The sequence below is a fragment of the Solidesulfovibrio sp. DCME genome, assembly GCF_049995385.1.
Classification (GTDB): Bacteria; Desulfobacterota; Desulfovibrionia; order Desulfovibrionales; family Desulfovibrionaceae; genus Solidesulfovibrio.
In genome coordinates, this window is sequence record NZ_CP188261.1 from 1,400,458 (window position 1) to 1,426,506 (window position 26,049).

General features: G+C 70.6%; 20 protein-coding genes. 10 read left to right on the forward strand and 10 right to left on the reverse strand.

The window, feature by feature from the left end:
* Position 1: 1 nt before the first annotated feature.
* The 4 genes from ACP59X_RS06020 to ACP59X_RS06035 are packed head-to-tail and all read right to left on the reverse strand — an operon-like array spanning position 2 to position 3,970.
* Positions 2-970 carry a polyprenyl synthetase family protein gene (locus tag ACP59X_RS06020; protein WP_428566266.1) on the reverse strand — a complete coding sequence of 323 codons (969 nt, stop codon included), beginning with the start codon at positions 968-970 and terminating at the stop codon, positions 2-4.
* Between the two features lie 10 nt (positions 971-980).
* Complete coding sequence (locus tag ACP59X_RS06025; RefSeq protein ID WP_428566270.1) at positions 981-1,847, reverse strand: MqnA/MqnD/SBP family protein; 867 nt, start codon at positions 1,845-1,847, stop codon at positions 981-983.
* 3 nt (positions 1,848-1,850) lie between these two features.
* Positions 1,851-2,639, reverse strand: coding sequence for a futalosine hydrolase (gene mqnB / locus ACP59X_RS06030; protein ID WP_428566274.1), 789 nt, complete (start codon positions 2,637-2,639; stop codon positions 1,851-1,853).
* A gap of 17 nt (positions 2,640-2,656) precedes the next feature.
* Complete coding sequence (locus ACP59X_RS06035) at positions 2,657-3,970, reverse strand: nucleotide sugar dehydrogenase (protein ID WP_428566277.1); 1,314 nt, start codon at positions 3,968-3,970, stop codon at positions 2,657-2,659.
* Positions 3,971-4,085: 115 nt separating this feature from the next.
* On the opposite strand from ACP59X_RS06035, the gene ACP59X_RS06040 reads away from it, so the two are divergent.
* Positions 4,086-4,289, forward strand: coding sequence for a DUF2065 domain-containing protein (locus ACP59X_RS06040; protein ID WP_428566280.1), 204 nt, complete (start codon positions 4,086-4,088; stop codon positions 4,287-4,289).
* 114 nt (positions 4,290-4,403) lie between these two features.
* Here ACP59X_RS06040 and ACP59X_RS06045 read toward each other — a convergent pair whose 3' ends face one another.
* A complete protein-coding gene (locus tag ACP59X_RS06045; RefSeq protein WP_428566283.1) occupies positions 4,404-5,123 on the reverse strand; it encodes a ubiquinone/menaquinone biosynthesis methyltransferase in 720 nt (239 codons plus the stop codon).
* Entirely contained in the window at positions 5,116-5,298 is a 183-nt protein-coding gene (locus tag ACP59X_RS06050) for a hypothetical protein (RefSeq protein ID WP_428566286.1), read from the reverse strand. Before ACP59X_RS06050 ends, ACP59X_RS06045 begins: the two co-directional genes overlap by 8 nt.
* A 313-nt stretch (positions 5,299-5,611) precedes the next feature.
* On the opposite strand from ACP59X_RS06050, the gene ACP59X_RS06055 reads away from it, so the two are divergent.
* From ACP59X_RS06055 to ACP59X_RS06065, 3 genes are all read left to right on the forward strand, one after another.
* Entirely contained in the window at positions 5,612-6,661 is a 1,050-nt protein-coding gene (locus tag ACP59X_RS06055) for a hypothetical protein (protein ID WP_428566288.1), read from the forward strand.
* A gap of 3 nt (positions 6,662-6,664) precedes the next feature.
* Complete coding sequence (locus ACP59X_RS06060) at positions 6,665-9,310, forward strand: cytochrome c (RefSeq protein WP_428566293.1); 2,646 nt, start codon at positions 6,665-6,667, stop codon at positions 9,308-9,310.
* A gap of 141 nt (positions 9,311-9,451) precedes the next feature.
* The gene (locus ACP59X_RS06065; protein ID WP_428566295.1) at positions 9,452-9,787 is read left to right on the forward strand and encodes a hypothetical protein; all 336 of its coding nucleotides are present in this window, start codon (positions 9,452-9,454) and stop codon (positions 9,785-9,787) included.
* A gap of 290 nt (positions 9,788-10,077) precedes the next feature.
* Here the strand turns inward: ACP59X_RS06065 and ACP59X_RS06070 are convergent, their stop codons facing one another.
* The 4 genes from ACP59X_RS06070 to ACP59X_RS06085 all read right to left on the reverse strand — a co-directional run bounded on the left by ACP59X_RS06070 (position 10,078) and on the right by ACP59X_RS06085 (position 15,967).
* Positions 10,078-11,208, reverse strand: coding sequence for a DUF362 domain-containing protein (locus ACP59X_RS06070; protein ID WP_428566298.1), 1,131 nt, complete (start codon positions 11,206-11,208; stop codon positions 10,078-10,080).
* Positions 11,205-13,649: a mechanosensitive ion channel family protein gene (locus ACP59X_RS06075; RefSeq protein ID WP_428566302.1), complete on the reverse strand. Its 2,445-nt coding sequence runs from the start codon at positions 13,647-13,649 to the stop codon at positions 11,205-11,207. The genes ACP59X_RS06070 and ACP59X_RS06075 overlap by 4 nt, the downstream gene beginning before the upstream one ends.
* A gap of 19 nt (positions 13,650-13,668) precedes the next feature.
* Positions 13,669-14,445: an RNA methyltransferase gene (locus ACP59X_RS06080; protein ID WP_428566305.1), complete on the reverse strand. Its 777-nt coding sequence runs from the start codon at positions 14,443-14,445 to the stop codon at positions 13,669-13,671.
* Positions 14,446-14,632: 187 nt separating this feature from the next.
* Positions 14,633-15,967: a dihydrolipoyl dehydrogenase family protein gene (locus ACP59X_RS06085; protein ID WP_428566308.1), complete on the reverse strand. Its 1,335-nt coding sequence runs from the start codon at positions 15,965-15,967 to the stop codon at positions 14,633-14,635.
* Positions 15,968-16,080: 113 nt separating this feature from the next.
* On the opposite strand from ACP59X_RS06085, the gene ACP59X_RS06090 reads away from it, so the two are divergent.
* The 6 genes from ACP59X_RS06090 to ACP59X_RS06115 all read left to right on the forward strand — a co-directional run bounded on the left by ACP59X_RS06090 (position 16,081) and on the right by ACP59X_RS06115 (position 25,950).
* Positions 16,081-17,538, forward strand: coding sequence for a dihydrolipoyl dehydrogenase family protein (locus ACP59X_RS06090; protein ID WP_428566311.1), 1,458 nt, complete (start codon positions 16,081-16,083; stop codon positions 17,536-17,538).
* Positions 17,539-17,637: 99 nt separating this feature from the next.
* Complete coding sequence (locus tag ACP59X_RS06095; RefSeq protein WP_428566314.1) at positions 17,638-18,924, forward strand: glycosyltransferase family 4 protein; 1,287 nt, start codon at positions 17,638-17,640, stop codon at positions 18,922-18,924.
* Positions 18,921-20,036: a glycosyltransferase family 4 protein gene (locus ACP59X_RS06100; protein WP_428566317.1), complete on the forward strand. Its 1,116-nt coding sequence runs from the start codon at positions 18,921-18,923 to the stop codon at positions 20,034-20,036. The genes ACP59X_RS06095 and ACP59X_RS06100 overlap by 4 nt, the downstream gene beginning before the upstream one ends.
* A gap of 127 nt (positions 20,037-20,163) precedes the next feature.
* Positions 20,164-24,150: a PAS domain-containing protein gene (locus tag ACP59X_RS06105; RefSeq protein ID WP_428566320.1), complete on the forward strand. Its 3,987-nt coding sequence runs from the start codon at positions 20,164-20,166 to the stop codon at positions 24,148-24,150.
* Positions 24,151-24,187: 37 nt separating this feature from the next.
* Positions 24,188-24,802, forward strand: coding sequence for a histidine phosphatase family protein (locus tag ACP59X_RS06110; protein WP_428566325.1), 615 nt, complete (start codon positions 24,188-24,190; stop codon positions 24,800-24,802).
* Positions 24,799-25,950, forward strand: coding sequence for a glycosyltransferase family protein (locus tag ACP59X_RS06115; RefSeq protein ID WP_428566328.1), 1,152 nt, complete (start codon positions 24,799-24,801; stop codon positions 25,948-25,950). The genes ACP59X_RS06110 and ACP59X_RS06115 overlap by 4 nt, the downstream gene beginning before the upstream one ends.
* Positions 25,951-26,049: the final 99 nt, after the last annotated feature.

The following is a 26,049-nucleotide window of genomic DNA, read 5'->3' on the forward strand; positions in this document are numbered from 1 at the left end:
CCTATTTGTCCCGGGCGAGCATGGGCGCCAGCACCTGGCCGATGAGCGCCGCCTCGGGCGAGGGCGGAAAGTGGGCCAGGGCGGCCTGCGCCTTCTCCAGGTAGGCGGCGGCCATCTCCCGGGTTTTCTCGGCGTGCCCGCCGGCGACGATGTTGTCGCGCAAGTATTCGATGTCCTCGGCGGAAAGCTGGTCCTGGCGGAAGTCCTCGGCCAGGCGGCGGCGGGCGTCGAAGGGCAGCTCGGCCAGGTAGAGGATCAGCGGCAGGGTGACCTTGCCTTCCTTGAGGTCGCCGCCGGTGGGCTTGCCGGACACGGCCGCCGGCGAGGTGTAGTCCAGGGCGTCGTCCACGAGCTGGAAGGCGATGCCGCAGTTGACGCCGAGGCTTTGGGCGGCCTGGCACAGCGTCTTGTTCGCGCCGGCCAGGACCGCGCCGCACTGGCAGGCCGCCTGCAGCAGGTAGGCGGTCTTGCCGGTGATGATGGAAAGATACGTCTCCAGCGGCAGGTCCACGTCGCGCAGGTGGGCGATTTCGAGGATCTCGCCGGTGGCGGTCTGCAGCAGGGCTTCGGAGAGGATGCGGGTCAGCTCCGGATTGTCGTATTCGGCCACGGTGCGGTTGGCCAGGGCCAAAAGGACATCGCCGGCCAGGATGGTGTGGGTGGAGCCGAAGCGGACGTGGGCGGATTCGCGGCCCCGGCGCAAGGTGGCGCCGTCGACGATGTCGTCGTGCAACAGCGTTGCGGAATGCAGGAATTCCAGGGAACAGGCCAGGGGATAGACGTCGTCGCCCCGGTAGCCCAGGGCGCGGGCCACCAGGATGGTGAGCAGCGGACGCAGGCGTTTGCCGCCGGCCAACAGCACATGGCGCACCACCGGCTGGACCAGGGGGGCAAGGGTGGCTGCCTTGTCCTCCAGGTAGTCGTTGATGGCCGGGACTTCCCGAGATAAAATGTCCGCGAAATCGCTCATCCGCAGGCGTTTAACAGCTAACGTCCCGGGCTGGCAAGGGGGGAGCGGCCGGGAAACGGCCGCCTCGGGCCAGCTTTTCCAGTTGGGCCAGGGCCAGGCGCCCGGTTTCGCCCATGTCGACGCTCAGGTCCCCGACATAGGCCGCGATATGGGCCTCGATGACGGCCTGGTCCTTTTCGCGGGCCAGCAGCTTGGCCAGGGGCGCCACCTCGCCCGGCTTTTCCCGGGCGGCGGCGAGGCTTGCCCGCAGCACCTCGCCCAGGGCGGCGATGCGGGCAGGCCCCAGGCTCTTTTTGGCCAGGATCACCCCCAGGGGCACGGGCGAGGCCGGCAGGCGGCCCTGCCACCATGCCCCCAGGTCGAGGAGGAGGCGCAGGCCGTGGCCGGCGGCGGCCAGCGCCGTTTCGTGGATGAGAAGCCCCGCCTGGGCCTGGCCGCGGTGGACTGCTTCCACGATGGCGTCGTAGCGCACGGGGAGGAAGGCCGCGTCGGGCGGGGGCAGGTCGGCCCGGCCGTGGCCCTCGGCCAGGGCGGCGCGCAGCAGCGTGGCCGCCGTGGTGCGCAGCCCCGGCACGGCGACCGTGCGAGGGTTGCCGGCGAAATCCTTGGCCACCACCAGCTTGGGGCCGGCGCCGAAGCCGAAGGCCGCGCCGGCGGGCAGGACGTCGTAGGTTTCGGCCAGGGGCGCGGCCATGGCCGCCGAGACCTTGACCACGTCGTAGGCGCCGGCAAGGGCCGCCTCGTTGAGGGTTTCCACGTCCTCGAAGGCAAAGGCGGCCCGGGTGTCGGGCAGGCCGACCAGGCCGAGGATCCAGGCCCCGAAAATGACCACGTCGTTGGGGCAGGGGGAGATGGCCACGGTGAGCACGTCGGGCACGGCTTAACCTCGTTTGGCGAAAAGGCCGGCCACGGCCCGGCCCAGGGCGGCCAGCGCCCCGGGCAGGTCCCAGGCCTCGGGCGGCCGGCAGCCGACTCGGTTGGAAATGGTGCGCAGCCCCAAAAAGGGCAGGCCTTCGGCGGCGGCGGCCAGGGCCACGGCGAAGCCTTCCATGGATTCGCTTTGGGCCCGGTATTTGCGCCACAGGATGGCCGCCCGGTCGGGGTCGCCCGAGACGCCGGCCACGGTCACGGCCGGGCCGGGGGCAGCCTCCGGCGGCAGCGCCAGGCCCATGGCCGTGGCGGCGGCGGCCGGGTCCAGGGGCAGGCGGTCGAAGACCGGAATGCCGGCCGGGGCGAGTTGGGGAAAGGTCAGGCCGGCACAGTCCGTGCCGGCGCCGGTGCGGATGCCGTATTCGGGCAGGGTTTCCTCGGTTGCGGCCACCAGGGAGCACAGGGGCGTGGCGGCCAGGTCGTAGCCGCCGGCGATCCCGGTGTTGACCACCCCGGCGATTTCGCCCTCGAACCGGCCGAGCAGCCGGCCCACGGTGAGGGCGGCGGCCACCGGCCCGACACCGGTCAGGCACAGCAGGCAGTCGCGGCCCCCCCGGCCCCAGGCCACGCCCTGCCCCGGCGGCGGGGCGGCCGGTGCGCCCAGGGGGCCGAAGGCGGCGGCGTATTCCTTGGCCGTGGCGAGGGTGAAGAGAATATGCCTGCGGCGGCCAGGAGGGACACTGTCCCTCCTGGACTTCCCGTTCTGGGGGCTGGCAGCCGGGGTGGCCGGTTCGTCCATATGCATTTGTCCAACGGCTAGAGCCGCCAGTAGCGGAAGCCGGCGGCCTCGGCGGCCGGGCGGGGGTAGATGCCCTTGACGTCCACCAGGATGGGCTCGGCGCTGGGCCGGAACCAGGTGCCCAGTTCGGCCAGGGTGAGCGTCTTGAAGGCGTCGTGGGACACGGCCACGATCAGCGCGTCGAGGTCGCACAGCTCCTCGCGCGGGGCGAGCGTCAGGCCGTATTCCTCGCGGGCCTCCTCGGGGTCGGCCAGGGGGTCGTGGACCAGCACCCGGATGCGGAACTCGCACAGCTCGCGCACGATATCCACGACCTTGGTGTTGCGCAGGTCCGGCACGTTTTCCTTGAACGTGAGCCCGAGCACGCCGACCCGGGCGCACGAGGCCCGGCACTCCGAGCGGATGAGCATCTTGACCGTGGCCTCGGCGATGTGCTTGCCGATGGAGTCGTTGATGCGCCGGCCGGCCGGGATGACCTGCGGGTGCAGGTTGAGGCTCTGGGCCTTGTACAGCAGGTAGTAGGGGTCCACGCCGATGCAGTGGCCGCCGACCAGGCCCGGGCGGAAGGGCAGGAAGTTCCATTTGGTCTCGGCGGCCCGCAGCACTTCCAGGGTGTCGATGTCCAGGCGTTCGCAGATAAGCGACAACTCGTTCATGAGCGCGATGTTGATGTCGCGCTGGGTGTTCTCGATGACCTTGGCCGCCTCGGCCACCTTGATGGACGGGGCCTTGTGGATGCCGGCCGCAACCACCGTGCCGTAGAGGTCGGCCAGCAGGTCGCTGACCTCGGGCGTCTGGCCGGAGACGATTTTGACCACGGTTTCCAGGGTGTGGACCTTGTCGCCGGGATTGATGCGCTCCGGGGAGTAGCCGAGGAAGAAGTCCTTGCCCGCGCACAGCCCCGAGCCCTTTTCCAGAAGGGGCTGGCAGACCTCCTCGGTGAGCCCGGGATAGACCGTGGATTCGTAGACCACCACGCAGCCGGGGCCGATATGGGAGGCCAGCATCCGCGAGGCCCCGACCAGGGGGCCGAGGTCCGGCACGCGGTTGGCGTTTATGGGCGTGGGCACGGCCACGATGAAGAGCTTGCACCGGTCGAGGTCGGCCACATCGGCTGTGTAATGGACGGCGACGGCGGCCAGGTCGGCCGGGGCGACTTCCAGGGTGCTGTCGCGGCCGCTTTGCAGTTCCTCGACGCGTTCAAGTTTGATGTCGAAGCCCACCACGTCGAAGTGCCGGGCCAGGGCCACGGCCAGGGGCAGACCGACATAGCCGAGGCCGATGACGGCCACGGGCGCGCGTTTGGCGCGGATATCCTCGAATTGGATCAATGGAAAAGCTCCTTTTGGGGAAAGGGGAAATCCCTGATCGGGCGATAGCGCAAAGCGGGCCGGCCGGCAAGACGGGCGTATTTACATGTCTCGGCGCAGGCCGTATCCTTGGCGGATGCACTTTGATTGGAAGATCTTCCTCACGGCCCTGGGCCTGGCATTCATTCTCGAAGGGCTGCCGTATTTCCTGGCGGCCGAAAAAATGCCCGAGGTCCTGCGCGCCCTGTCCGAGCGCCGGCCACGCGAATTGCGGGCCCTGGGCCTGACGGCCATGCTGGCCGGCCTGGCGCTCATCTTCATTCTGCGCGCCACGGGCTGAGGCGCGGAAAAAACACGGCAGTGTTATTTCAATAACGGAGTCTCGTCTGTTTCCCGCGAAACGGCAGGCGGTTCCCCCCAAGGGCCGGCGCACAAGGTCCGGAGCGCGCCGGGCTTACGGGGCCTTGACCCCGGCGTGCAGGAACACGATGCCCCCGGTCAGGGCCCGGTAGGTCACGTCGCGAAAGCCGGCCTGGCGCATCTCCGTGGCCAGGGTGCCTTCGTCGGGGAACTCCCGGATCGTTTCGGCCAGGTAGCGGTAGGCCTCGTCGTCGCCGGAAACGAGCTTGCCGATTTTGGGCAGGACGTTTCGCAGGTAGAAATTGTAGGCCCCGCCCCACAGCCGGCGCTTGCCCGTGCCGAATTCCAGCACCATCAGCCGCCCGCCGGGTTTGACCACCCGGGCGAGCTCCGCGAAGGCGGCCGGCCGGGGCCGGATGTTGCGGATGCCAAACGCGATGGTGGCGCCGGCGACCGCGGCGTCGGGCAGCGGCAGGGCCAGCCCGTCGCCGAGCACCGGCTGGATGGCCGCGCCCGGCCCGGCCGGGATCTTGGCCCGGCCCCGGGCCAGCATGGGCAGGCAGGGGTCCACGGCCACGATGGGGCGCCGGCCCTGGCGCGACAGCAGCAGCGACACGTCCAGGGTGCCGGCGGCCAGGTCCAGCACCGGCCCGGACGGCAGCCCGGGGGCGAGCAGGCCTCGGACCATGGCCCGGCGCCAGGCGATGTCCAGCCCGGCCGACAGCAGGTGGTTGAGCAGGTCGTAATGGCCGGCCACCCGGCCGAACATGCCGGCCACGCGGCCCGAGTCGCCGGGGACGGGCAGCTCAGCCATTGCCCTGCCCCGCCTTGCCCGGGCCGGTTTCACCACGTGTGATCACGCGCAGCACCTCTTCGTAGATGGGGCCGAAATGCTCGGTGAAGTTGCCCGGCGAGATGCGCCCGGTTTCCACGAATTTGACCACGATTTCCTTGGTCACCTGCAAGGCCAGGTTCTCCCGCTTGTCCATGGCGAAAACCTCCGGAAAAGAAAAACCCGCCCGGTTGGGGAAATGGCCTTGGACCGTCCAAGGGCAAGGGCCGGGCGGGAAAAGGGAAAAACCAGGGGAGGCACTCCCCTTTTTTGCGCCGCCTCTAGCATGGCCGGACGGCGGCGTCGAGGGGGCGGCCGGGGCAATTCCCAGGAGGGAAGTGGGGCATGGCGGCCCTATATTGTTTCTGACATGTTGTTCATGTATAGGCGATCCCAAAACCATGACCTGTCGCCGGGCAACGGCCCGGGCGGCACCGCCGGGCCTTCCCGCAACAAGGAGACCGTCCGCCATGCACCCGCCCCTTGCCGTGCCCCCCGGGCTGGCCCTGCCCGCGCCCTGGGGATTGTTCGAACTCTTTTTATTGCCGACGTTCGCGGCCCACCTGCTGGCCGTCAACGTCGTCCTCGGCGGCGTGCTCATCGCCTTGTTCACCCCCGGCCGGGACCGGGGCGCGGCCGTCTCCCTCGGCGGCAAGCTGCCCACGGCCGTGGCCGTGGGCGTCAACCTGGCCATCCCGCCGCTGTTGTTCGCCTCGGTGCTCTACGGCCGGCAGCTCTACACCGCCGCCGTGCTGACGGCCACCTGGTGGCTGTCGCTTTTCCTGGTGGTCATGATCGCCTACGCGCTGCTCTACAACGCCCAGCCGCGCCTGGCCCTTTCGGCCTCGAAGCCGGCCCTGGCCCTGGCCGCCGGGCTGCTTGCGGCGGCAAGCCTGATCCTGGTCAACGTCTCCTCCCTGGCCGTGCGGCCGGCGGCCTGGATGGGCTATTTCGACAACCCGGGCGGCACGATCCTCAATCTCGGCGACGCCACCTTCCTGCCCCGCTGGCTCCATTTCGTGGCCGCTTCCCTGGCCGTGGCCGGGCTTTTCCTGGCGGTCCTCAACCGCAAGGCGGCCCGGCGCGGCGACGTCGCGGCCGGCGACCGCGCCCGCCTGGGCCTGGCCTGGTTCACCCGGGCGACCATGGCCCAGTTCGTGCTCGGGCCGTGGTATCTGTTCGCCCAGCCGCGTGCGGTGCATTGGGCCTTCCTGGGCGGCGACGCCCTGGCCACGGCCGTGCTGGCCATCGGCGTGTGCCTGGCCGGCGCGGCGCTCATCCAGGGGCTCAAGGGTTCGGTCGGCGGGGCGGCCGTTTTCGCCGTGGCCACGGCCTGCGCCATGGTCACGGTGCGCGAGCTGGCAAGGCTCGCCAGCCTGGCCCCGGACTATTCCCCGGCCTCCCTGCCCGTCGTGCCCCAGTATGGCCCGTTTTTCATGTTCCTGGCCGCTTGCGCCGTGGTCGGGGCGGCCGTGGCCTGGGCGGTTGGCAGCTACCGCCGCCAGGCGGGGAGGCCGTAAGCCATGGAATACCCCGTCTGGCAATTGTCCGCCTTCGGCGGCGGCTTCTGGATCATCGTCATTGCCGTGCTCCACGTCTACGTGGCCCATTTCGCCGTGGGCGGCGGCCTGTTCCTGGTCCTGACCGAACGCAAGGCCCGTAAGCTCGGCTCCAAGCCCCTGCTTGACTACCTGCACCGCCACACCCGCTTCTTCCTGCTTTTGACCATGGTCTTCGGCGGGCTTTCGGGCGTGGGCATCTGGCTGACCATTTCCGTCCTCTCCCCCCAGGCCACGCTGACCCTGGTGCGCACCTTCGCCTGGGGCTGGGCCACGGAGTGGGCGTTTTTCGCCGGCGAGATCGCGGCCCTGCTCGTCTACTACTACGGCTTCGAACGCCTGGACGCGAAGACCCACCTGCGCGTGGGCTGGCTCTATTTCCTCTTCGCCTTCCTGTCGCTTTTCACGGTCAACGGCATCATCGGCTTCATGCTCACCCCGGGCGACTGGCCGGTGACGCATGACTTCTGGGACGGCTTGTTCAACCCCACCTTCTGGCCGTCCCTGGTGCTGCGCTCCGCCCTGGCCCTGCTGCTGGCCGGGCTGTTCGGCATCGCCACGGCGCTGGGCATCCCGGACGCCCGGGCCCGGGAGGCCATGCTGCGTAGCGCCTGCCGCTGGGTGGTGGCCTGCGCCCCGGTGCTGCTGCTTGCCGGCTGGTGGTACGTGGGCGTGCTGCCCGAGGCGGTGCGGGACTTCGTGCTGCGCCGCTCGGGCGAGATCGCGGCCTGGCGCACGAGCTACCCCTTCCTGCTCGTGGCCCTGGCCGCCGGGGCCATGGCCCTGGTCACCGGACTGCCGCTGCCCCTGCGCCGGGCACTGACCGTCATCCTGCTCGTCCTCGGCCTGGGGCTCGTCGGCACCTTCGAGACCATCCGCGAGGCCGCCCGCAAGCCCTGGCTGGTCCACGGCCAGATCTGGTCCACGGACATCCGCCCCGGCCAGGCCGCGCCCTACGACGCCCCCTTCCTGCCCCGGGCGCGCTTTGCCAAGGTCAAGCAGGTCACGGCCCAAAATGGCCTCGAGGCCGGCCGCGAACTCTACGCCATGCAGTGCCTGGCCTGCCACAGCGTGGCTGGCCCGTTCAAGGACATCCGGGCCTACACCGCCCGCATCGGCGCCCCGGGAGTGGAAGCCTACCTGACCGGCCAGGGCAAGCTTTTCACCCACATGCCGCCCTTTCTCGGCAGCGCCGAGGAAAAGGCCGCCCTGGCCGCCTACGTGTCCCAGGACATCAACGGCCAAAAGCCCGTGACGCAAAAGCCCGTGGACGTGACGCCGACGGAGCTGACCCTGCCGCCCTTCGACGCGGCCAGCGCGCCCTATCTGCTCATCGGCTTCAACTCCCTGGGCGTGGTGGCCACGGCCGGTTGCGACGGCTCGTTTTCCCTGGGCGTGCCCGGCAACACGCTGGCGGCCGTGCTTCTCAAGCGCGACGTCATGCCCGAAGTCGTGATGCAGGACGTCACCGTGGCCTACGAAGCCCCCGAAGGCTTCAAGCACCCGGCGGCCCGCTCGGACTTCTGGAAGTATTCCAAGGAACTCATCGGCAAAAAACTCGAGGCCGACGTGTCGTTCACCGGGCTTGGCCCGGACGGGGCCATGGCCGCCGGCGACAAGCTCTACCGCGCCGCCGGCATCCCCGTGACCCCCTATCCGGACAAGGGCGGGGTCGATCCCTATCCCGTGTTCACGCTCACGGCCAAGGACGCCAAGACCGGCCAGACCCTGGCCGTGACCAAGGCTCTTGCCCCGACCTCCACGGAAATGCGCTGCTTCACCTGCCACGGCGGCACCTTCGCCGTGGACGGCGTGACCGGCGTGTCCGCCGGCACGGCCCAGGGGATTCTCGCTGTCCACGACAAGCGAAACGGCACGGACCTGGCCGGGCGGGCCAAGGCCGGCGCGCCCGTGGCCTGCCAGGGCTGCCACCCAAGCGCCAGCCCCAACGCCGGGATAGACGGTAAGGGGCTGCCGGGCCTTTTGAGCCTGTCCGCCGCCGTCCACGGCTTCCACACCTCCTACCTCGCCGGCGGGGACGCAACGGCCTGCTCCAACTGTCACCCGACCTCCCCGGACGGCGTGACGCAGGCCCAGCGCGACAACCATGCCGCCGCCGGCATCGGCTGCGCGCGCTGCCACGGCTACATGGAAGACCACGCCCTGTCGCTTTTGGCCTTCGAAAAGGCCGCCGGCAAGCCGGCCGCCGCCCGGCTCATGGCGCCGCTTTCGCCGCGAAGCGTGGCGGCCGTGGCCGACGTGCGGCCCCGGGCGGCCTGGACGCAGGAGCCCGACTGCCTGACCTGCCACAAGGACTTCACCCGGCCGGGCAAGCAGGCCACGGCATTTAACACCTGGACCAAGGACGCGGCCGGGCTTTTCCGCAACCGCAAGGAAGACACGGGCAACATCCCCTGCGCGGCCTGCCACGGCAGCCCCCACGCCACGTTCGTTGCCGCCAACGGCTACGGCCTGGACGGCAACAACATCCCGGCCATGCAGTACATGGGCTTCCCGGGCGTCATTGGCTCGGCCAAGCGCTGCGACGTCTGCCACACCGTGGAGATGCAGGGCGGCGACGTCCACCACCCGAACATGGAACGGGAGTAGGGGGGCGAGAGGAGAGGAGAGGAGGGGAGGGGATGGGAGGGAAGATGCCTCCGGCGGCTAGGAGGGGATGATCCCCTCCTGGACCTCCCCGAAGGGGGTGGGGTATGGCGGTGCGAGACAGTGGGGGGAGCGGAGTGCGTTATGTGGTACGCGATCGTAATGGCGGTGGTGTTGTGCCTGCCGGGCTTGGCCGGCGCGGCCGGGGTGCAGGTCACGCCGCAGATGCGCAAGGACCTGACGGAGAAACTGACCCAGCAGTGCCTGGGCCGGGAGGCGGAATTCGCGCGCAAGGGCTACAGCAAGGCCCAGACCGCCGCCATCTGCAAGTGCGCCATGCAGCAGACCGGGGCGCTGATCAATTCCCAGACCGTGGACTACATCCTCAAAAACGGGGCCATGCCCCCGGACATGCAGCGCAAGGTCGCCTCGGCCACCGGCGCCTGCATCAAGGCCAACACGCGCCCACCCGCGCCATAGACGCGGCGCCCGCCGACAGTGCCCTGGGCGGCACTCGGCTGCCCGCGCCATGATGCCGCACCCGGTCACCAACGCCGTGACGCGGCATCCGGCCAACGCGTCATGCCGCCGCAGCCGGGCACCCGGGCCTTGAAGCTGTCCGGCCTTGCCGGTTACCGCAACGGGTCAATCCCCGCCCACTTCCCGGTCCGGCGAACGCGCCCCCTTCCCCCCTTCGAGGGGGTCCGGGGGGCATCATGCCCTCCGGCGGGGCTCGGGGCAGCGCCCCGATTCTTTTATTTCCTTTTCCCCTATTCGATGCGCACCAGTTCGTAGTGCGGCGTGCCCAGGCCCACGGCCTGGCCGTGGACGAAGGTCACGTCGCCGCGCGTCCATTTCCACAGGGCGGTGAACTTGTCCTCGCCCGAGGCGAGGCCGTGTTCGAGCTTGCAGTCCGGGCAGGCGGCCTGTTCGTTGACCAGGTCCAGGCAGGCCCTATCCAGGGCCACCGGGTCCGTCGAGGCCAGGAAGCCGATGTCCGGCACGATGGGCGCGTCGGACCAGGGCACGCAGTCGCAGTCCGGGGTGACGTTGGTCAGGAAGTTGAAAAAGGCCGTCTTGCCGGCCTTGCCCGTCACCGCGCCCAGGGCGTATTCCACCAGGCGCTCCATGAACGGCACGATTTCCGTGTGCCAGTCGATGTGCATGGCCTTTTTCGGGCACACCGTCAGGCACTCGCCGCAGCCGATGCACAGGGTCTTGTCGATGATGGCCTTCTTGCCGTGCAGGGCCGCCGCGCCCACCGGGCACACGGCCACGCACTGCCCGCAGCCGATGCATTTTTTGAGGTCCACGGCGAAGCGCACGCAGTGCTGGTCCTGCTTGCCGGCCCGGGGGGCGCAGCCCATGGCCAGGTTTTTGACCGCCCCGCCAAAGCCGGCCAGTTCGTGGCCCTTGAAGTGCGACAGGACCACGAGCCCGTCGGCGCGCACGATGTCGCCGGCGATCTTGACCTTCGTAAAATGCTTGCCGGCGATTTCCACCTCGATGACGTTGCTGCTGTCCAGGCCGTCGGCGATGACCACCGGCGCGCCGAGCACGGCGTAGTCGAAGCCGTGCTCCACGGCCGTGGCCAGGTGGTCCACGGCGTTGTGGCGGCTGCCGGAGTAGAGGGTGTTGGTGTCGGTGACGAAGGGCTTGCCGCCCCGGGCCCTGATCAGTTCCGCCACGGTGCGGGCATGGCCGGGGCTTATGTGGGTGTCGCAGCCGCGCTCGCCGAAATGGACCTTGATGGCCGTGAGGTCGCCCTTGGCCACGGTGTCGGCGAAGCCGGCCGCCTCGAAGAGCTTCTTGATTTTCGCCGTGCGGTTCTTGTTGGCGGCGCGGGCGCGCAGGTCGGCGAAATAGACCTTGGCGGGCGCTTGGCTGGGATCATCCGTCATGAAGGTATGTCCTTTTTTTCGTGGTCGGCGGCGGGCGCCGCCGGACCGAGGCGTCGTTCCAGGGCCGCGAGCCGGTCGCTGAACTCCGCCAGGCGGTCGTGGCCATCCGGTTGCCGATTGCGCAGCAGTTCCTCCAGGGCCGGGGCCGAACGCAGGTGCACATCGGCCTGGGGAAAGGCGATTTCGATGCCGGCCTGGCGAAACAGCCTGTCGATGGCCTCGCGGATGGCGCACATGTTGGTCACGGCGCTGGACACGTCGGCCAGCCACAGGCGCAGGCGCAAATCCAGGGTGCTGGCCCCGAAGTCCCAGTGGAGCACCTGGGGGGCGGGATTGCCGAGCACGGCCGGGCAGGTTTCGGCGGCGGCCAGGAGCAGCTCGCGCACCTTGGCGATGTCCGAGCCGTAAGCCACGCCCACGGCGATATCGCGGCGCACGCTCGGGTCCTTGTGGCTCCAGTTGACGATCTTGCCGGAAATCAGTTCCGAATTGGGCACGAACACCGTGGCGTTGTCCAGGGTGAGCACCTCGGTGTTGCGGATGTTGACCTCCTTGACCACGCCCCAGACGTCGCCGAGTTGGATGGTGTCCCCGGCCTGGACCGAGCGGCCGAAAAGCAGGATCAGGCCGCTGATGAAGTTGTTGACCATGGTCTGCAGGCCGAAGCCGATGCCCACGGACAGGCCGCCGGCCACCACGGCCACGCTGGTCAGCGACAGCCCCAGCACCGACATGACGAAAAGGACGTAGAGCCCCCACCAGGCGTAGGTGTTGATGGTCAAAAGCGAGGCCTTGGCCCCGCGCTCCACGGCTTGGCGGCGGCTGGTCACCTCGACGATGAAATTGGCCGACAGGGCGATCATGGCCTGGGCCGCGTAGAAGCCGACCAGGAACATGGCCAGCTTCTTGAGGCTGATACCCACGGATTCCACGTGGGCCTCGGTGGTGAGCAGTTCCAGAAAGACGTTTTCGCCGCCGTATTGGGTCGAAAGCAGCCACAGGAAGGCGAACAGGAAGCACAGGAAGAAAAACGGGTAGCCCGCGCCGGCGGCGATGCCGAGCAGCACCGGCGGCCGGCCGTGGCGGTGCTCGACGGTTTTTTCGCCCAGAAAGGCGGTGGTGAGGCTGGCGTAGCGCAGGGCCAGGGCGATGTAGAACAGCGACGAGACGCCGAGGATGGCCGTCTGCGGCAGGCCGCACAGGGACAAAAGCGCGAGCAACGGCAAAAGCAGGGTCATGGCCCGGGTGACGGCCCGGTCCAGGCGCTGTTTGGCCGACGTGGCCGCGTGGCGCCGGTTGAAGGCCAGGGCGGAGACGAGGAAGAAGACGCACAGGACCGGCGTCATGAGCGGCTCGGGCACGCGCAGGGTCTCGAGCAGCAGCCCCAGGGCGAACAGGCGCCAGGTGGGCCACAACACCGGCGGGCGGAAGCCCTTGGCGGTTGGTGTATGCAGCCGCGTCAGCAGGACCAAAGCGGCGGTGAGTGCGATTTCCCCCACGGAACTGAGGCTCGTAAACAGGAAAAACGGGGCGCGCAGGGAAAAGGCCAGGAAAAAAACGCCCACCGACAGGCAGCCGGCGGCCCGGCGCAGGATCGTACGGGCCGCCGGCGACAGGCCTTTGCGGGCCAGGTACCACAGCAGCCCCAGGCATAGGGCCATGACCGCCAGGGCCAGTTCGGCCGAGGCCAGGGCGCCGCGGGACAGCAACCGCGTGTTGTGCGGCGTCTGTATCAGGTCCCAGCCGAGGTCCCTCCAGAGGTCCCAGTCCTCCAGGTCCTGGGAAAGGGCATGGAGGAAAACAGGCGAGAACGGGGTGGGAAACACCGTGGCATAGTAGCGTTTCCAGGCCGGGGCCAGGGAGGCGCTCAGTTCGGCCTCGGCGCCGGCGATCTGGCCGGCCAGGTCGCGCAGGGGGGTGGTCTGGGTGGCGATGGCGTCGCGCATGGTGGCGATGGCCTGGCCCAGGGCGGCCATGGAATCCCGCGAGTTCTCGATGTCCTTGAGGAAACGGTCGGGAATGGCCTGGCGGCTGATTTCCGTGAGCCGTTCCTTGTAGGTGTCGAGGATGGCCACGCTCTGCTCCAGGCTGGCCCAGGCCTGCTGGGGCCGCTGGGCCAGGCGGTCCACGTCCTGGTGCAGCCGGGCGAAGCCGGCCAGGACGTCGCGGATCTCCCAGGGGTCCGAGGCCGTGGCCTGCCACAGGGCCAGGCGGGCCCGGACGTGGAGCAGCCGGTCCATTTCCAGGGCCTCGTCGGCCGCGTCGGCGGCGTGGCGGGCGCGAAAGGCCTCGAGGCGTTCGTGGACGAGCTGGTCCTGCTTGCGCAGGGTCTCGAGGACGAGTTGCCAGTCGGTGTCGTCGGCGGCGCCAAGCGGGGCGGCACCCGCCCACAGGACGAGCAGGAGCACGAAAGGGAGGAGGATGGCGCGCCCGGGCGTCATGCTACGTCCGATACGGACATCACGGCCGGCTGTCCAGGGGGCCGCCCGCGGCCGGCTTCTTGCCGCCCGTGGCCACGGCCCAGTCGACCTGGCGGCAGATGCCCATCAGCAGGTTGAATTCCTTGCGCTTGAGCCCCACCCGCTCGATGAGCCGGCGCACCGGCAGCATCCAGTAGTCCGGGTTGTCGGGCTTGATGCAGTCGATGGTGAGAAGCATTCGGCGCAGGGCGGTGAACAGGGCCTCGCGCTCGGCGTGGCCGACGGCCCGGGAGGGCCTGGGCCCGGCCGGGGCGGGGCCGGCCGCCCCCTGGGTCGCCTTGAAAATCTCGTAGCAGATGATGAGCACGGCCTGGGCCAGGTTGAGCGAGGTGGCCTCGCCGGCGGTGGGGATGTTGACCAGGTGGGCGCACAGCTGGGTTTCCTGGTTTGTGAGCCCCGCGTCCTCCGGGCCGAAGACCACGGCCACGCCGCCGCCGTCGGCCAGGCTGTCCCGGGCGGTGACCGCCGCCTGCTCGGGGCTCAGGATGGCCGTGCGCCAGCCGCCCAGGCGCGCCGTGGTGCCGAGCACCAGCCGGGCCTCGGCCACGGCCTGCTTAAGCGTCGGCACGATGGTCAGGGCGTCGAGCAAAAGCCCGCCCTTGCTCGTGGCCATGGGCCGGGCCCGGTCGATGTCGAAGGCCGGCGGATCGACCAGCACCAGGCGCGACACGCCCATGTTGGCGCAGGCCCGGGCGGCGGCGCCGACGTTTTCGGAAAATTTCGGCCGGAAAAGGACGATGGTCAGGGCGTTGCGCATGGTGGGCCGCCGGGGGAAACGGAGTGGGGCGGCCACGGGTGGCGACCCCCGGCCGGGCTTGTAGCGGCTGCGGGGCGGCGCTTCAAGCCCGCCGCCCCGTCGGGCGCCCCGTGTCGCCTCCCCTCAGGAAAAATGATTCCCGGTGGGCATGCGGTGACAGGCGCGAACCCTCTTCGTGGACGCGCCACTAGAACAGGTAGCGCAGGTAGTAGCCGGCCGTGGGATAGGCCCAGATGCCCTGGCGCAGGGCCTCGGCCGGGATGTGCTGGCGCATGGCCAGGGCCACGACGTTGATGACCTCCTCGCCGGCGTGGCCCAGGATGTGGGCGCCGAGGATGCGGTCGTCCTCGGGGGAGACCAGGGTCTTGGCGTAGCCGGTGGCCTCGCCCAGGCGTTTCCAGGGAAAGGAGTCGGCCAGGTCGGTTTCCTTCTTGCGATAGGCGATGCCCCGCTTGAGGCATTCGTCCTCGGTCAGGCCGGCCATGGCCAGGGGCGGCAGGGTGAAAAGGACGCTTGGCGTGCCGGTGCGGTCGATGGTCGCCGTGTTGCCGGACACCATGTTTTCGCCGGCCAGCCGGCTTTCCAGGTCCGCCGTAGGGGTCAGCGCATAGGGCGCGTCCAGGCAGTCGCCGGCGGCGTAGACATCGGGGTTGCCCGGGCATTGGAGGTATTCGTTGACCACGATGCCGCGCGCGTTGGCCGCGACGCCGGCCGCCTCCAGGCCCAGCCCGGCCAGGTGCGGCGGCCGGCCGGCGGCGTTGACCGCCAGGTCGGCCGCCACCGCGCCCTGGAGGGTCTCGACGACGAGGCCGCCGGCTTCCCGGCGGATGCGGCCGACCGGGGCGTCGAGGCGCACGTCGATACCCAGGGCGCGGGTGGCCGTGACCAGCCGGGAGACGGCGTCCTGGTCGAAGCGGCGAAGGGCCCTGTCGCCGTGGGTGAGGATCGTCGCCCGGGCGCCGCACACGGCCGCGATGTGGGCCAGTTCGAAGGCGATGAACCCGCCGCCGATGAAGGCGATCCGTTCGGGCAGGGCCTCCAGGTCCAAAAACGCGTCGCTTGTGGCCAGGTGTTCGGCCCCGGGGAAGGTGAATCTTTGCGGGGTGGCGCCCACGGCGATGAGGACCTTGCCGGCCGTCAGTTCGCTTTCCCCCACCCGGACCGTGCGGGGGCCGGTGAACACGCCCCGGCCGCGCAGGACGGCGACGCCGAGTTCCTTGTAATAGGCCTCGATGCGCGCTTCGATGGGCGCGGTGAAGGTGCGCTTGAAGGCCGCCAGTGCCGGCCAATCGACGCTCGGGCCGCCCGTGAGCCCCTTGCCGGCCAGGCGGGCGGCGGCGTGCATGGCTTCGGGCGCGGCCATGAGCACCTTTTTGGGGTTGCAGCCCGTATGCGGGCAGACCCCGCCCAGAAGCCCCGCCTCGACCACGGCCACGGACCAGCCGGCTTCGCGGCAAAGCCTCGCCGCCGGGCCGCAGGCCGGGCCGCCGCCCAGCACCACCAGATCGTATGCCTGCTTCATGCCCTATCCCTTGCCGGGGCCAGGCCCGGACTTTGGCTTTTTTTCACGCTTCTGGCATAGCATGGTTTCGGTGTCGTGGACAGGGGCGCAAAGCCGGGAATTCGGAGGCGGGCATGGCCAAGCGGTATGGGTACGACGTGTTGGTTTTGGGTGGCGGGGCGGCCGGGCTGACGGTCGCCTCCGGGGCGGCGCAACTGGGCGCCAGGACGCTCTTGATCGAACGCGAGGGACGGCTGGGCGGCGACTGCCTGCACTACGGCTGCGTGCCGAGCAAGGCGCTGCTGGCCACGGCCCATGCCCGGCATCTGCTGGCCCGGGCCGGGGAATTCGGCCTGCCGGCCGTGGCCGCGCCGCCGGTGGATTTCGCCGCCGTGCGCCGCCGTATCGAGGCGGTCATCGCCGGCATCCAGGAACACGACGCGCCCGAACGCTTCCAACGCCTGGGCGCGGACGTCCGTTTCGGCGAAGCCCGGTTCGTGGGTGACCACGAGGTCGAGCTCGACGGCCGGCGCATCGACGCCGACCGCATCGTCATCGCCACGGGCTCCCGGGCGGCCGCCCCCGATGTGCCGGGCCTGGCCGAAACAGGCTATCTGACCAACCGCGAGATTTTTTCCCTGGAGGCCCTGCCCGAACATCTCGTCATTCTGGGCGGCGGGGCCGTGGCCGTGGAGATGGGGCAGGCCTTCGCACGGCTGGGCGCGCGGGTGACGCTCGTGCAGCGCAGCCCGCGCCTGCTGTCCCGCGAGGACCCGGACCTGGCGGCGGTGGTGGCGGCACGGCTCGCCGCCGAAGGGGTGGACCTGCGCCTGGGGGCACGGCTGGTTGCGGTCGCCCCGGGGCCGGGCGGGACCAGGGAGGTGGCCTTCGAACGCGACGGCCGGCGCGAGGCGGTCCTCGGCACGCACCTTCTCGCCGCCCAGGGGCGCCTGGCCAACCTGGACGGCCTGGGCCTTGACGCGGCCGGGGTTGTCCATACAAAAAAGGGCCTTGTTCTGGACGCCCGGCTGCGGACGTCGCGGGAGCACATTTTCGGGGCCGGCGACGTCACGGGCAGCCACCTTTTTACCCACGCCGCCGGTTACGAAGGCGGGGTGGTGGTGGCCGGGGCGGTGCTGCGGTTGCCGCGCAAGGCCGACTATCGCCATTTGCCCCGCTGCATCTACACCGAACCGCAGTTGGCCGTGGTCGGCATGACCGAGGCCGAGGCCCGGGCGGCCGGCGAGCTTGTCGCAGTGGTGGTCGAGCCCTTTGCTGGCAACGACCGGGCTCGGGCCGAAGGGGCGGCCGAAGGGCTGTGCAAGCTGGTGCTCGGCCGGCGCGGGAAGCTTCTGGGCGTGGGCATCGTCGGCCCGGCGGCCGGGGAGCTGGCCGCGCCCTTTGCCGTGGCCCTGGCCGGCGGGCTCGGCCTGGGCACTTTGGCCGGGGCGGTGCTGCCTTATCCGACCCTGGCCGAAATCGGGAAACGGGCGGCCGGGCAGCCGCTTTCGCGAAAACTGTTTTCCCCGCTGGTGCGGCGCGTCTTGCGTGTGGCCTTGGGCTACCGGGGGCGCGGCCCGGCGGGCGCATGAGGACCGTGTGTTGCAATTTTTCATGGCATCGCGTGTGGCCCCGTGTCGCGCCGCTGGCGGCGGCCGGGGCGCGGCAGGGACGGGAAGGCGGGCGCGGGCATGACGCAGCGGCAAAAAGCCCCGGTGCTGGTCATGGTCCTCAAGGGCTATCCCCGCCTGTCCGAGACGTTTATTTCCAACGAGATCGAGTTGCTGGAATCCCTGGGCTTGCGGGTGCGCATCGTGTCCATGCGCGACCCCCGCGAGGCCGCCCGCCACGCTTCGGTCTACCGCATCAAGGCCGACGTGGTGTACCTGCCCGACCGCATCCTGCCGGCCCTGGGCGAGCTGCTCTACGAGAACCTCCGGGCGGCGGCGGACGCCCCGGCCGGCTACGCCCGGGCCGTGTGGCGCATGCTCGGCCAGCTCGTGCGCACGCGCCGCTCGGCCACGCTCAAGCACCTGCTCCAGGCCGGCTTTTTGTGCCGCCGGGCGCTCGGGCCGCACGAGGCCGTCCACCTCCACGCCCATTTCGCCCATTCGCCGACCTCGGTCGCGCTGTATGCCGGCCTCATGCGTGGCCTGCCCGTGAGCTTCACCGGCCACGCCAAGGACGTCTGGACTCAGCCGCCGCGAAAGCTCGCCGCCAAGATCGGCCAGGCGGCCTTCGTCGTCACCTGCACCAAGGCCAACGCCGCCTACCTGCGACAGCTTGCGCCCAACGGCACGCCCGTCTACGCCGTCTATCACGGCATCGACCTGCGCCTTTTCGACGGCGACCGCGCCGACGCCCCGGCCGGCCCGCCCTGGCGTGTGCTGACCGTGGCCAGGCTCACGGCCAAAAAGGGCCTGGACACCGTGCTTTGCGCCCTTGGGGAACTGGCCCGCCAGGGCTTCGATTTTCGCTACGACCTGGTCGGCGAGGGCGAGGACCGGCCGGCCCTTTTAGCCCAAGCCCGCGCCCTGGGCCTGGCCGACCGGGTGACCTTCCACGGGGCGCTGCCCCACGAGGCCGTGCTGGGCCTGTACCGCCAAGCCCACGTCTTCGCCCTGGGCTGCCGGGTGCTGCCAAACGGCGACCGCGACGGCGTGCCCAACGTCCTGGTCGAGGCCATGGCCATGGGCGTGCCCGTGGCCGCGACCAATGTCTCGGCCCTGCCGGAGCTGGCCAGGGACGGCGAGACGGCGCTGACCTGCCCGCCCGACGACCCGGCCGCCCTGGCTACGGCCATCCGGCGCCTGGCCGAGGACGCGCCCCTGCGGGAGCGGCTGGTACGGGCGGGGAAAGCGGCCGTGGCCCGCGATTTCGACAACGCCGCCAACACCCAGGCCCTGGCCGACATCTTTCGGCGCGATGCCGGCGCCCCGGCCGGCAGCTTCGCCGCCGCCAGGCAAGGCGCGCCGTGAAGGTCGCCCTGTACGCGCCTTTCAAGCCCCTGGACCACCCCGCGCCCTCGGGTGACCGGACCATCGGCCGTGAACTGGCCGCCGCCTTGGCCGAACAGGGCCTCGAGGTGGTGGTGCCGACCCGGTTCCGCTCCCGCTGGCTCTCGGCCCGGCCGTTGTCGTGGCTCGCCGCCCTGGCCGCCCGGCGCGAGGCCCTGGGGGCGGCCCGGCGGGAAGGGGTGGCGGCCTTCCTCACCTACCACACCTACTACAAGTCCCCGGATGTGGTCGGCCCGTACGTCGCCCGGACCCTCGGCATACCCTACGTGATCTTCCAGGGCATCTACTCCACCAAGCCGCGGCGCCGGTTGGCCACGCGCCTGGGCTTCGAGCTCAACCGCCGGGCCTTGCTCGCCGCCCGGGCGGTTTTTACCAACCGGCGCCTGGACGCGGCCAACCTGGGGCGGCTGTTGCCGTGCGAGCGGATCATTCCCGTGCGCCCGGGCATCGACCCGGCCCTTTTCGCCTTCGACGCGGCCGCCCGGCGCGAACTGCGCCAGGCCTGGGGCGTGGGCGAGGCGCCGGTGGTGGTCACGGCGGCCATGTTCCGCGACGACGTCAAATCCGAAAGCCTGGCCTACCTGTTTCGCTGCCTGGGGGCGCTGGCCCGGGAGGGGCTGGCCTTTTTCCTGGCCGTGGCCGGCGACGGCCCGATGCGCGAACCGTTGGCTGCCCTGGCCGCCCGGGAACTGCCGGGTCGGCACCTGTTCCTGGGGCTCGTGGCCCGCGAGGCGCTCGGCGCGGTCTACGGCGCCGGGGACCTGTTCGCCTTTCCGGGCATCCGGGAGTCGCTGGGCATGGTCTACCTGGAGGCCCAGGCCGCCGGGTTGCCCGTGGTCGCCCTGGCCGACGGCGGCGTGCCCGAGGTGGTGGAGCCCGGCATCACCGGCCTGCTGACCCCGCCCGGCGACGCCGGCGCCTACCGCCAGGCTCTGCGCGCCCTGCTCGTGGACAAGGCCCGGCGGCGCGACATGGGCGAGGCGGCCAGCCTCTACGTCCGGGCCGAGCACGACAGTGGCCGCAACTATGGCGCGGTGGCCGCCGTCCTGCGCCGGCTGGCCGGGCGGGCCTGAAATTGGGACTGGCCGAACCGGGTGTTTTAAGCGTATATTGTATCGATTCGCTTGAAGTATCGGTTTGCTTGTCGCGGCCTTCCCGGCCGGGTGATTCGGCCTGACGGGAGGACCTGGAGCAGGGACCATGGCCAATCTCCATGAAACGCCGCTGCGCGATCTTCTCCCCGCCGCGCCATTGCTGTTCGGCCTGTGGACCACCGCCGCCACGGCCGCCCGCATGCTCCTCGATGCCGGCGCCGGCGAGGGGCTCGTCCTCGACGGCGGTCGCCCCCAGGGGGTGGTCACCACCCGGGGCCTGACCCGGGTGCTGGCGCGCGACCAGAACCGGGCCGCCCATTTGGCCGCCCGGGACGTCATGGACCCCGTGGCCGTCAGCCCGGAGGGCGACTGCCTGCCGGCCGCCCTGCGCCACATGCTGGCCGCGCCGTCGCGTCGGCTGGCCGTGGTGGATGCCACGGGCAAGGCCCTGGGCGTGCTGGCGCCGTTTCACGTGGCCCGCCTGGCCGCGGCCTGCGACGAGCTGACCGGCCGCACCGTGGCCAGCGTCATGGCCCGGGCCGTGGTCATGGCCGCGCCCGACGAACCCTTGGCCGAGGTCCTGGCCCGCATGCAGCGCCTGGGCGTGGGCGGCGTGGTGGTGGCCGCCGGGGACCGGCCCCGGGGCATGTTCACGGCCCGCGACGCCGTGGGGATCGTGGCCGGCCGCCGCGGCATCGCCAAGCTTTCCGTGGCGTCGGTCATGCGCGCGCCGGTGGTGGCCGTCTCGCCCCAGCTGCCGCTGACCGAGGCCATCCGGGGCATGGACGGCGCCGGGGCCGGCAGGCTGGCCGTCACCGATGCCGCCGGCTACCTCGTGGGGCTTTTGACCTGGACCGACGTGGCCCAGGCCCTGTCCCAAGTCCTGTCCGAGGGCGAGGGCGGGGCCCTTCGCGAGCGGGCGGAACTGTTTCGCGACCTCTACGACAACGCCGCCCAGGGGCTGTTCCGCCTGGATTCGTCGGGCCGTCCCCTGGCCGCCAACAAGACCATGGCCAGGTTCCTGGGCTTCCGGGATGTGGCCGACCTGCTGCGCCAGGCCCGCCATCCCTCCCACCCCTTGCGCCTGGACACGCCCGAACGGCGCGAACTGCTGGTCCGCGCCCTGGCCCAACCCGACCCCGTGTCCTTCGAGGCCATGGTCTACCGCCAGGACGGCACGGCCAGGCGGATCGCCTGCCAGGCCCGGGCCGTGCGCGACAGCGTGGGCTCGCCGCGCTACCTGGAGGGGGCCTGCGTCGAGATGCCCGACTGCGAGGCGGCCGGTGGCCCACAGTCCCCGGAGGACGGCTGCCGGGCCATCGTGGAGAGCCAGTCCGATTACCTCTGCCGCCTGGATGCCGACCGCCGCCTGGTTTTCGCCAACACCGCCTATGCCCGTTGTTTCGGCCTGACGCCCCAGGCGTGCCTGGGCCTGCCGTTCGTGCCGGACATCGCCCCCGAGGACGCCGCCCGGCGGGAGGCGCGGCTGGGGTCGCTTTGCCCGGCGCGCCCCGCCACGAGCTTCGAGCACCGGGTCCTGCGCCCGGACGGCCGGGAACGCTGGCAGCGCTGGTCCTGCCGGGCCTTTTTCGACGAGGCCGGCAAGGCGGTCGGCTACATCTGCCAGGGCCGCGACGTCACGGCCCGAAGGCGCGCCCAGCAGATGTTGCGCAACCGGCTGGCCAAGGCCACGGCCCTGCTCGATTCCCTGCCGCTGCCCGTGTTCGCCAAGGATGCCCGGGGGCTCTATACGGCCAGCAACCCGGCTTTCGAGGATCTGGTCGGCATGTCCCGGGAGCAGCTTTACGGCAAGCGGCTCGAGGAACTGATGCCGCCCCTGGAGCCGGAAGACTACGAGGCCCAGGACAAGCGCCTGTTGGACAAGGGGGGGCGGCAGGTCTACGAAGCCGGCTTCCGCACCGCCGCCGGGCCGCGTCGCCTGCGCATCCGCAAGGCCGTCATCCGGGACGCCGAGACCGGGGCGGCCGTGGGCATCGCCGGCGTGGCCATGGACGTGACCGAACGGCGGCGCGTGGAAGTGGCCGCCGCCAAGGTGCGCGAAACCCTGGAGGCCGACCTGGTCCGGGTCGCCGCCGAGCGCGAGAAACTCGGTGCCGCCCGGGAGAAGGCCGAGATCCGCTGGCGCGGGCTGGAGCAGTTCCTCAATATCGTCCTGCTCGCCGTGGCCGACGGCGTGTGCGTGCTCTCCCCGGACATGGTCATCCTTTCGGCCAACCGGGCCCTGCGCGCCATGTATCCCGACCGCGGGGAAATGGTCGGGCGCAAATGCCACGACGTGTTCCACGGGCTGGGCATGCCCTGCCAGGATTGCCCGTCGATCCGGGCCCTGGCCACCCGCAAGCTGGCCATGAGCGTGGTGCCCAAAAACGAGTCCGGCAAGCAGGTCGGCTGGGTGGAGCTTTTCAGTTATCCGCTCCTGGACGAGGAGGGCGAGATCAGCGGCGTGGTGGAAATCGTGCGCGACGTCACGGCCGGACGCAAACTCGAGGCGGAACTGGCCGCCGCCCTGGAGCGGGCCGAGGCGGCCAGCCAGGCCAAGGGCGCCTTTTTGGCCAACATGAGCCACGAGATCCGCACACCCCTCAATGCCGTGCTCGGCTACGTCCAGCTCATGCGCGGCGACCGGCTCGAAACCCGCCAGCGCGAACGCCTGGCCGTGGTCGAGGAATCGGCGGCGGCGCTTTTATCCATTATCAACGACATCCTCGACTATTCCAAGATCGAGGCCGGCCGCATGGAACTCAAGGCCGAGACCTTCGACCTCGAACGCTGCCTGGAAGCGGTGCTCAAGGAGCAGGAGGTGCTGGCCCACGAAAAAAGGCTCGCCCTGGTCCTGGCCATCGGGCCGGAGGTGCCGCGCACCATCCGGGGCGACGGGCTGCGCCTGCGCCAGGTGCTGCGCAACCTCGTCAACAACGCCGTCAAGTACACCGAGCAGGGCGGCGTGACCCTGCGGGCCGAACGCCTGGGCGAGGCGCCGTCGGCCGAGCCCGGGGGCGGGCGGGTGACGCTGCGGCTGTCCGTGGCCGACACCGGGGTCGGCATTGCGCCGCAACAGCAGGAAACCATTTTCGACAGCTTCACCCAGGTGGATACCGGCCTGACCAAGCGCCAGGCCGGAACCGGGCTCGGGTTGGCCATTTGCCGCCGCCTGGCCGGGCTCATGGGCGGCGAGGTCCACCTGCGCAGCACCCCGGGCCGGGGCAGCACCTTCTGGCTCGACTGCCCCTTCGAAGTGGAGGCGGCCGCGCCGCGCCAGATCGGGGAAACGCCTTTCCCGGCCTGCTCGGCCAGCCCGTCGCGGCTGCGCATCCTGCTAGTCGAGGACAACCGGGTCAACCGCCTGTTTGCCGCCGACCTCCTGGAAAGCCGGGGGCACGAGGTGGTGGTGGCCGAAAACGGCCGGGCCGCCCTGGAATTTCTGGCTGCCGAGCGCGTGGACGTGGTGCTCATGGATATCCAGATGCCGGTCATGGACGGCCTGACCGCCACCCGGGCCATCCGGGCCGGACATATGAACATCGACCCCAACCTGCCGGTCATCGGCCTTTCGGCCTATGCCATGGATCAGGAGCGGGAGCGTTTCCTGGCCGCCGGGCTCGACGACTACATCACCAAGCCCATTGACGTGGACGGGTTTTTCCTGGCCGTGCGCGAGGTTTTGGCCCATCGGGGCCGGTTGCCGGCAGGCGACGGCGCGGCCCGCGAGGAGAAGGCCTTCGACGCGCCGGCCCTGTTCCGGCTCTACCGCGACAAGACGGGGTTGCTGGTCCGGGTGGGGCGGGAATTCGTGGCCTCGGTGCCGGAGCAGGTCAACGCCCTGGAGCTGGCCGCCGGCGAAGGCGACATGCGGGTGTGCGAGCGGGTGGCCCATACGCTCAAGGGCAACGCGGCCATGTTCGGGGCAAAGGTCATGCGCATGCTTGCGGCGGAGATGGAGGTCGCGGCCGCGGCGGGTGACGTGGCCCGGGTGCGGGGCCAGGTGCCGGGGCTGCGCCAGGCCTGCCGGGAAGTGGTGGCCGGCATGGACGCGTATTTGCGACGGTTGGAGGACCAGGCCTCGGGCCTGTGAGGTCGCGGGCCAACGCCGGCCGCGGATCGGGGATGCCATGGCACGCACGGTATTTTATCTGACGCGGCACGCCGCCACGCTTTGGAACGAGCAAAAGCGCATCCAGGGCCAATGGGACAGCGAGTTGTCGCCGGCCGGCCAGGCGGCGGCGGCCGAGCTGGCGAGCCGGCTGGCCGGCCAGGGCTTTTCCCGCATTCTGGCCAGCGACCTGGGCCGGTGCCGGGCCACGGTCGGCATCTTGAACCTGCGCCTGCGCCTGCCGGTGACCCTGGACAAGCGGCTGCGCGAGCAGCATTTCGGCTTGTGGACGGGCAAATACTGGCGCGACGTGCCCGAGGCCGACCGGCGCGCGGCCGAGGCCGCCGGCTGGGGCTTCACCCCGCCCGAGGGCGAATCCCGCACCGAGGTGCGCCTGCGCGCCGTCCACGCCCTGACCGACGCCGCCCGGGCGAGCGCCGCCAAGACCGTCCTGGTCGTGACCCACCAGGGCGTGATCAAGGCCGTGTGCTACCATCTGCTCGGCCGGGCCTACCTGCCCGACGAGGCCCCGGCCTTCGACCCCAACCGGCTCCAGCGCCTGGTCTGCCTGGACGGGCAGCTCGCCGTGGACGGCCTGGACGTGGCCCTGCCCCCGCCCCCGGACGCCGCGTGAAGGTCGCCGTCTACTGCCAGCATGTGCTGGGCATGGGGCATCTGTTTCGCACCCTGGCCATTGTTTCCGCCCTGGCCGGCCACGAGCGGCTGCTCGTGCTCGGCGGGCCGCCCGCGCCCGTGGCCGCGCCCGAGGGAGTGGCCGTGGCCCGGTTGCCGCCGTTGGCCATGGATGCGGATTTTGCCGCGCTTACCCTGTCCGGCGCCGCCCTGGAGGCGGCCAAGGCCGACCGGCGGCAGCGGCTGCTGGCCGCCCTGGGCGCCTTTGCCCCGGACGTCTTTTTCGTGGAGCTCTATCCCTTCGGCCGCAAGGCCTTTGAATTCGAGCTCGTGCCGGCCATCGAGGCGGTGCGGGCGCGCGGCGGGCGCGTGGTGAGCGGCGTGCGCGACATTTTGGTCGAGAAAAAGGACCAGGCCGCCTACGAGGCCCGGGTGCTCGACCGGCTGGGCCGCTTTTTCGATGCCGTGTGCGTCCATGCCGACCCGGCCCTTTTTCCGCTGTCCGAGACGTTTTCCCGGGCTGGCGAGATCGCGGTGCCTGTCCATTACACCGGCTACGTGGCCGTCGGGCCGCGGCCCTCGCGGGCGGTGGCGGCGGTGCGCCGGGAGCTTGGCGTCGAGGAGGAGAAAGCGCTGGTCGTGGCCAGCGCCGGCGGCGGCAAGGTGGGCTCGCAGCTGCTCGCGGCGACACTTGGCGCCTGCCGGGCCGATCCCCGGCTGCGGGAAGCGGCGGTGCGGGTGTTTTCCGGCCCGTACTGCCCGGACGCGGCCTATGCGGCCCTTTCGGCAGCGGCCGCCGGTCTGCCCGACGCCCGGGTGCGCCGATTCGCCCCGGATTTCGCCGACATCCTGGCCGCCTGCGACCTGTCGTTGAGCCTGGCCGGCTACAACACGGTCATGGGCCTGCTTGCCGCCGGGGCGCGGGGGCTGGTTTTCCCCTTCGACCAGAACCGGGAGCAGCGGCTGCGGGCGTCACGCCTGGCCGATCACGGCCTGCTTGGGGTCCTTGATCCGCCCGACCTCGCCCCGGGCCGCCTGGCCGGCCGGATGCTGGCCGCCCTGGGTGCTCCCAAGCCGCCCCGGGCGGCGGTCGATCTGGATGGGGCGCGGGCTACGGCCGTGGCCCTGGCCGCCCTGGCCGGCGCCTGATACCAAATTGAAAACATACCGAAGTTATGTTTTCAAAAGATATAATCATATCAAAAGCATATATGTAATGCCTGTTTTGCTTTCAAAGTGGAATCGCAA

Coding starts and splice junctions, on each gene's coding strand:
- ACP59X_RS06020 (WP_428566266.1), bottom strand. CDS start 970: ATGAGCGATTTCGCGGACATTTTATCTCGGGAAGTCCCGGCCATCAAC.
- mqnB (WP_428566274.1), bottom strand. CDS start 2,639: ATGGACGAACCGGCCACCCCGGCTGCCAGCCCCCAGAACGGGAAGTCC.
- ACP59X_RS06040 (WP_428566280.1), top strand. CDS start 4,086: ATGCACTTTGATTGGAAGATCTTCCTCACGGCCCTGGGCCTGGCATTC.
- ACP59X_RS06045 (WP_428566283.1), bottom strand. CDS start 5,123: ATGGCTGAGCTGCCCGTCCCCGGCGACTCGGGCCGCGTGGCCGGCATG.
- ACP59X_RS06050 (WP_428566286.1), bottom strand. CDS start 5,298: ATGGACAAGCGGGAGAACCTGGCCTTGCAGGTGACCAAGGAAATCGTG.
- ACP59X_RS06055 (WP_428566288.1), top strand. CDS start 5,612: ATGCACCCGCCCCTTGCCGTGCCCCCCGGGCTGGCCCTGCCCGCGCCC.
- ACP59X_RS06060 (WP_428566293.1), top strand. CDS start 6,665: ATGGAATACCCCGTCTGGCAATTGTCCGCCTTCGGCGGCGGCTTCTGG.
- ACP59X_RS06065 (WP_428566295.1), top strand. CDS start 9,452: ATGTGGTACGCGATCGTAATGGCGGTGGTGTTGTGCCTGCCGGGCTTG.
- ACP59X_RS06070 (WP_428566298.1), bottom strand. CDS start 11,208: ATGACGGATGATCCCAGCCAAGCGCCCGCCAAGGTCTATTTCGCCGAC.
- ACP59X_RS06075 (WP_428566302.1), bottom strand. CDS start 13,649: ATGACGCCCGGGCGCGCCATCCTCCTCCCTTTCGTGCTCCTGCTCGTC.
- ACP59X_RS06080 (WP_428566305.1), bottom strand. CDS start 14,445: ATGCGCAACGCCCTGACCATCGTCCTTTTCCGGCCGAAATTTTCCGAA.
- ACP59X_RS06085 (WP_428566308.1), bottom strand. CDS start 15,967: ATGAAGCAGGCATACGATCTGGTGGTGCTGGGCGGCGGCCCGGCCTGC.
- ACP59X_RS06090 (WP_428566311.1), top strand. CDS start 16,081: ATGGCCAAGCGGTATGGGTACGACGTGTTGGTTTTGGGTGGCGGGGCG.
- ACP59X_RS06095 (WP_428566314.1), top strand. CDS start 17,638: ATGACGCAGCGGCAAAAAGCCCCGGTGCTGGTCATGGTCCTCAAGGGC.
- ACP59X_RS06105 (WP_428566320.1), top strand. CDS start 20,164: ATGGCCAATCTCCATGAAACGCCGCTGCGCGATCTTCTCCCCGCCGCG.
- ACP59X_RS06110 (WP_428566325.1), top strand. CDS start 24,188: ATGGCACGCACGGTATTTTATCTGACGCGGCACGCCGCCACGCTTTGG.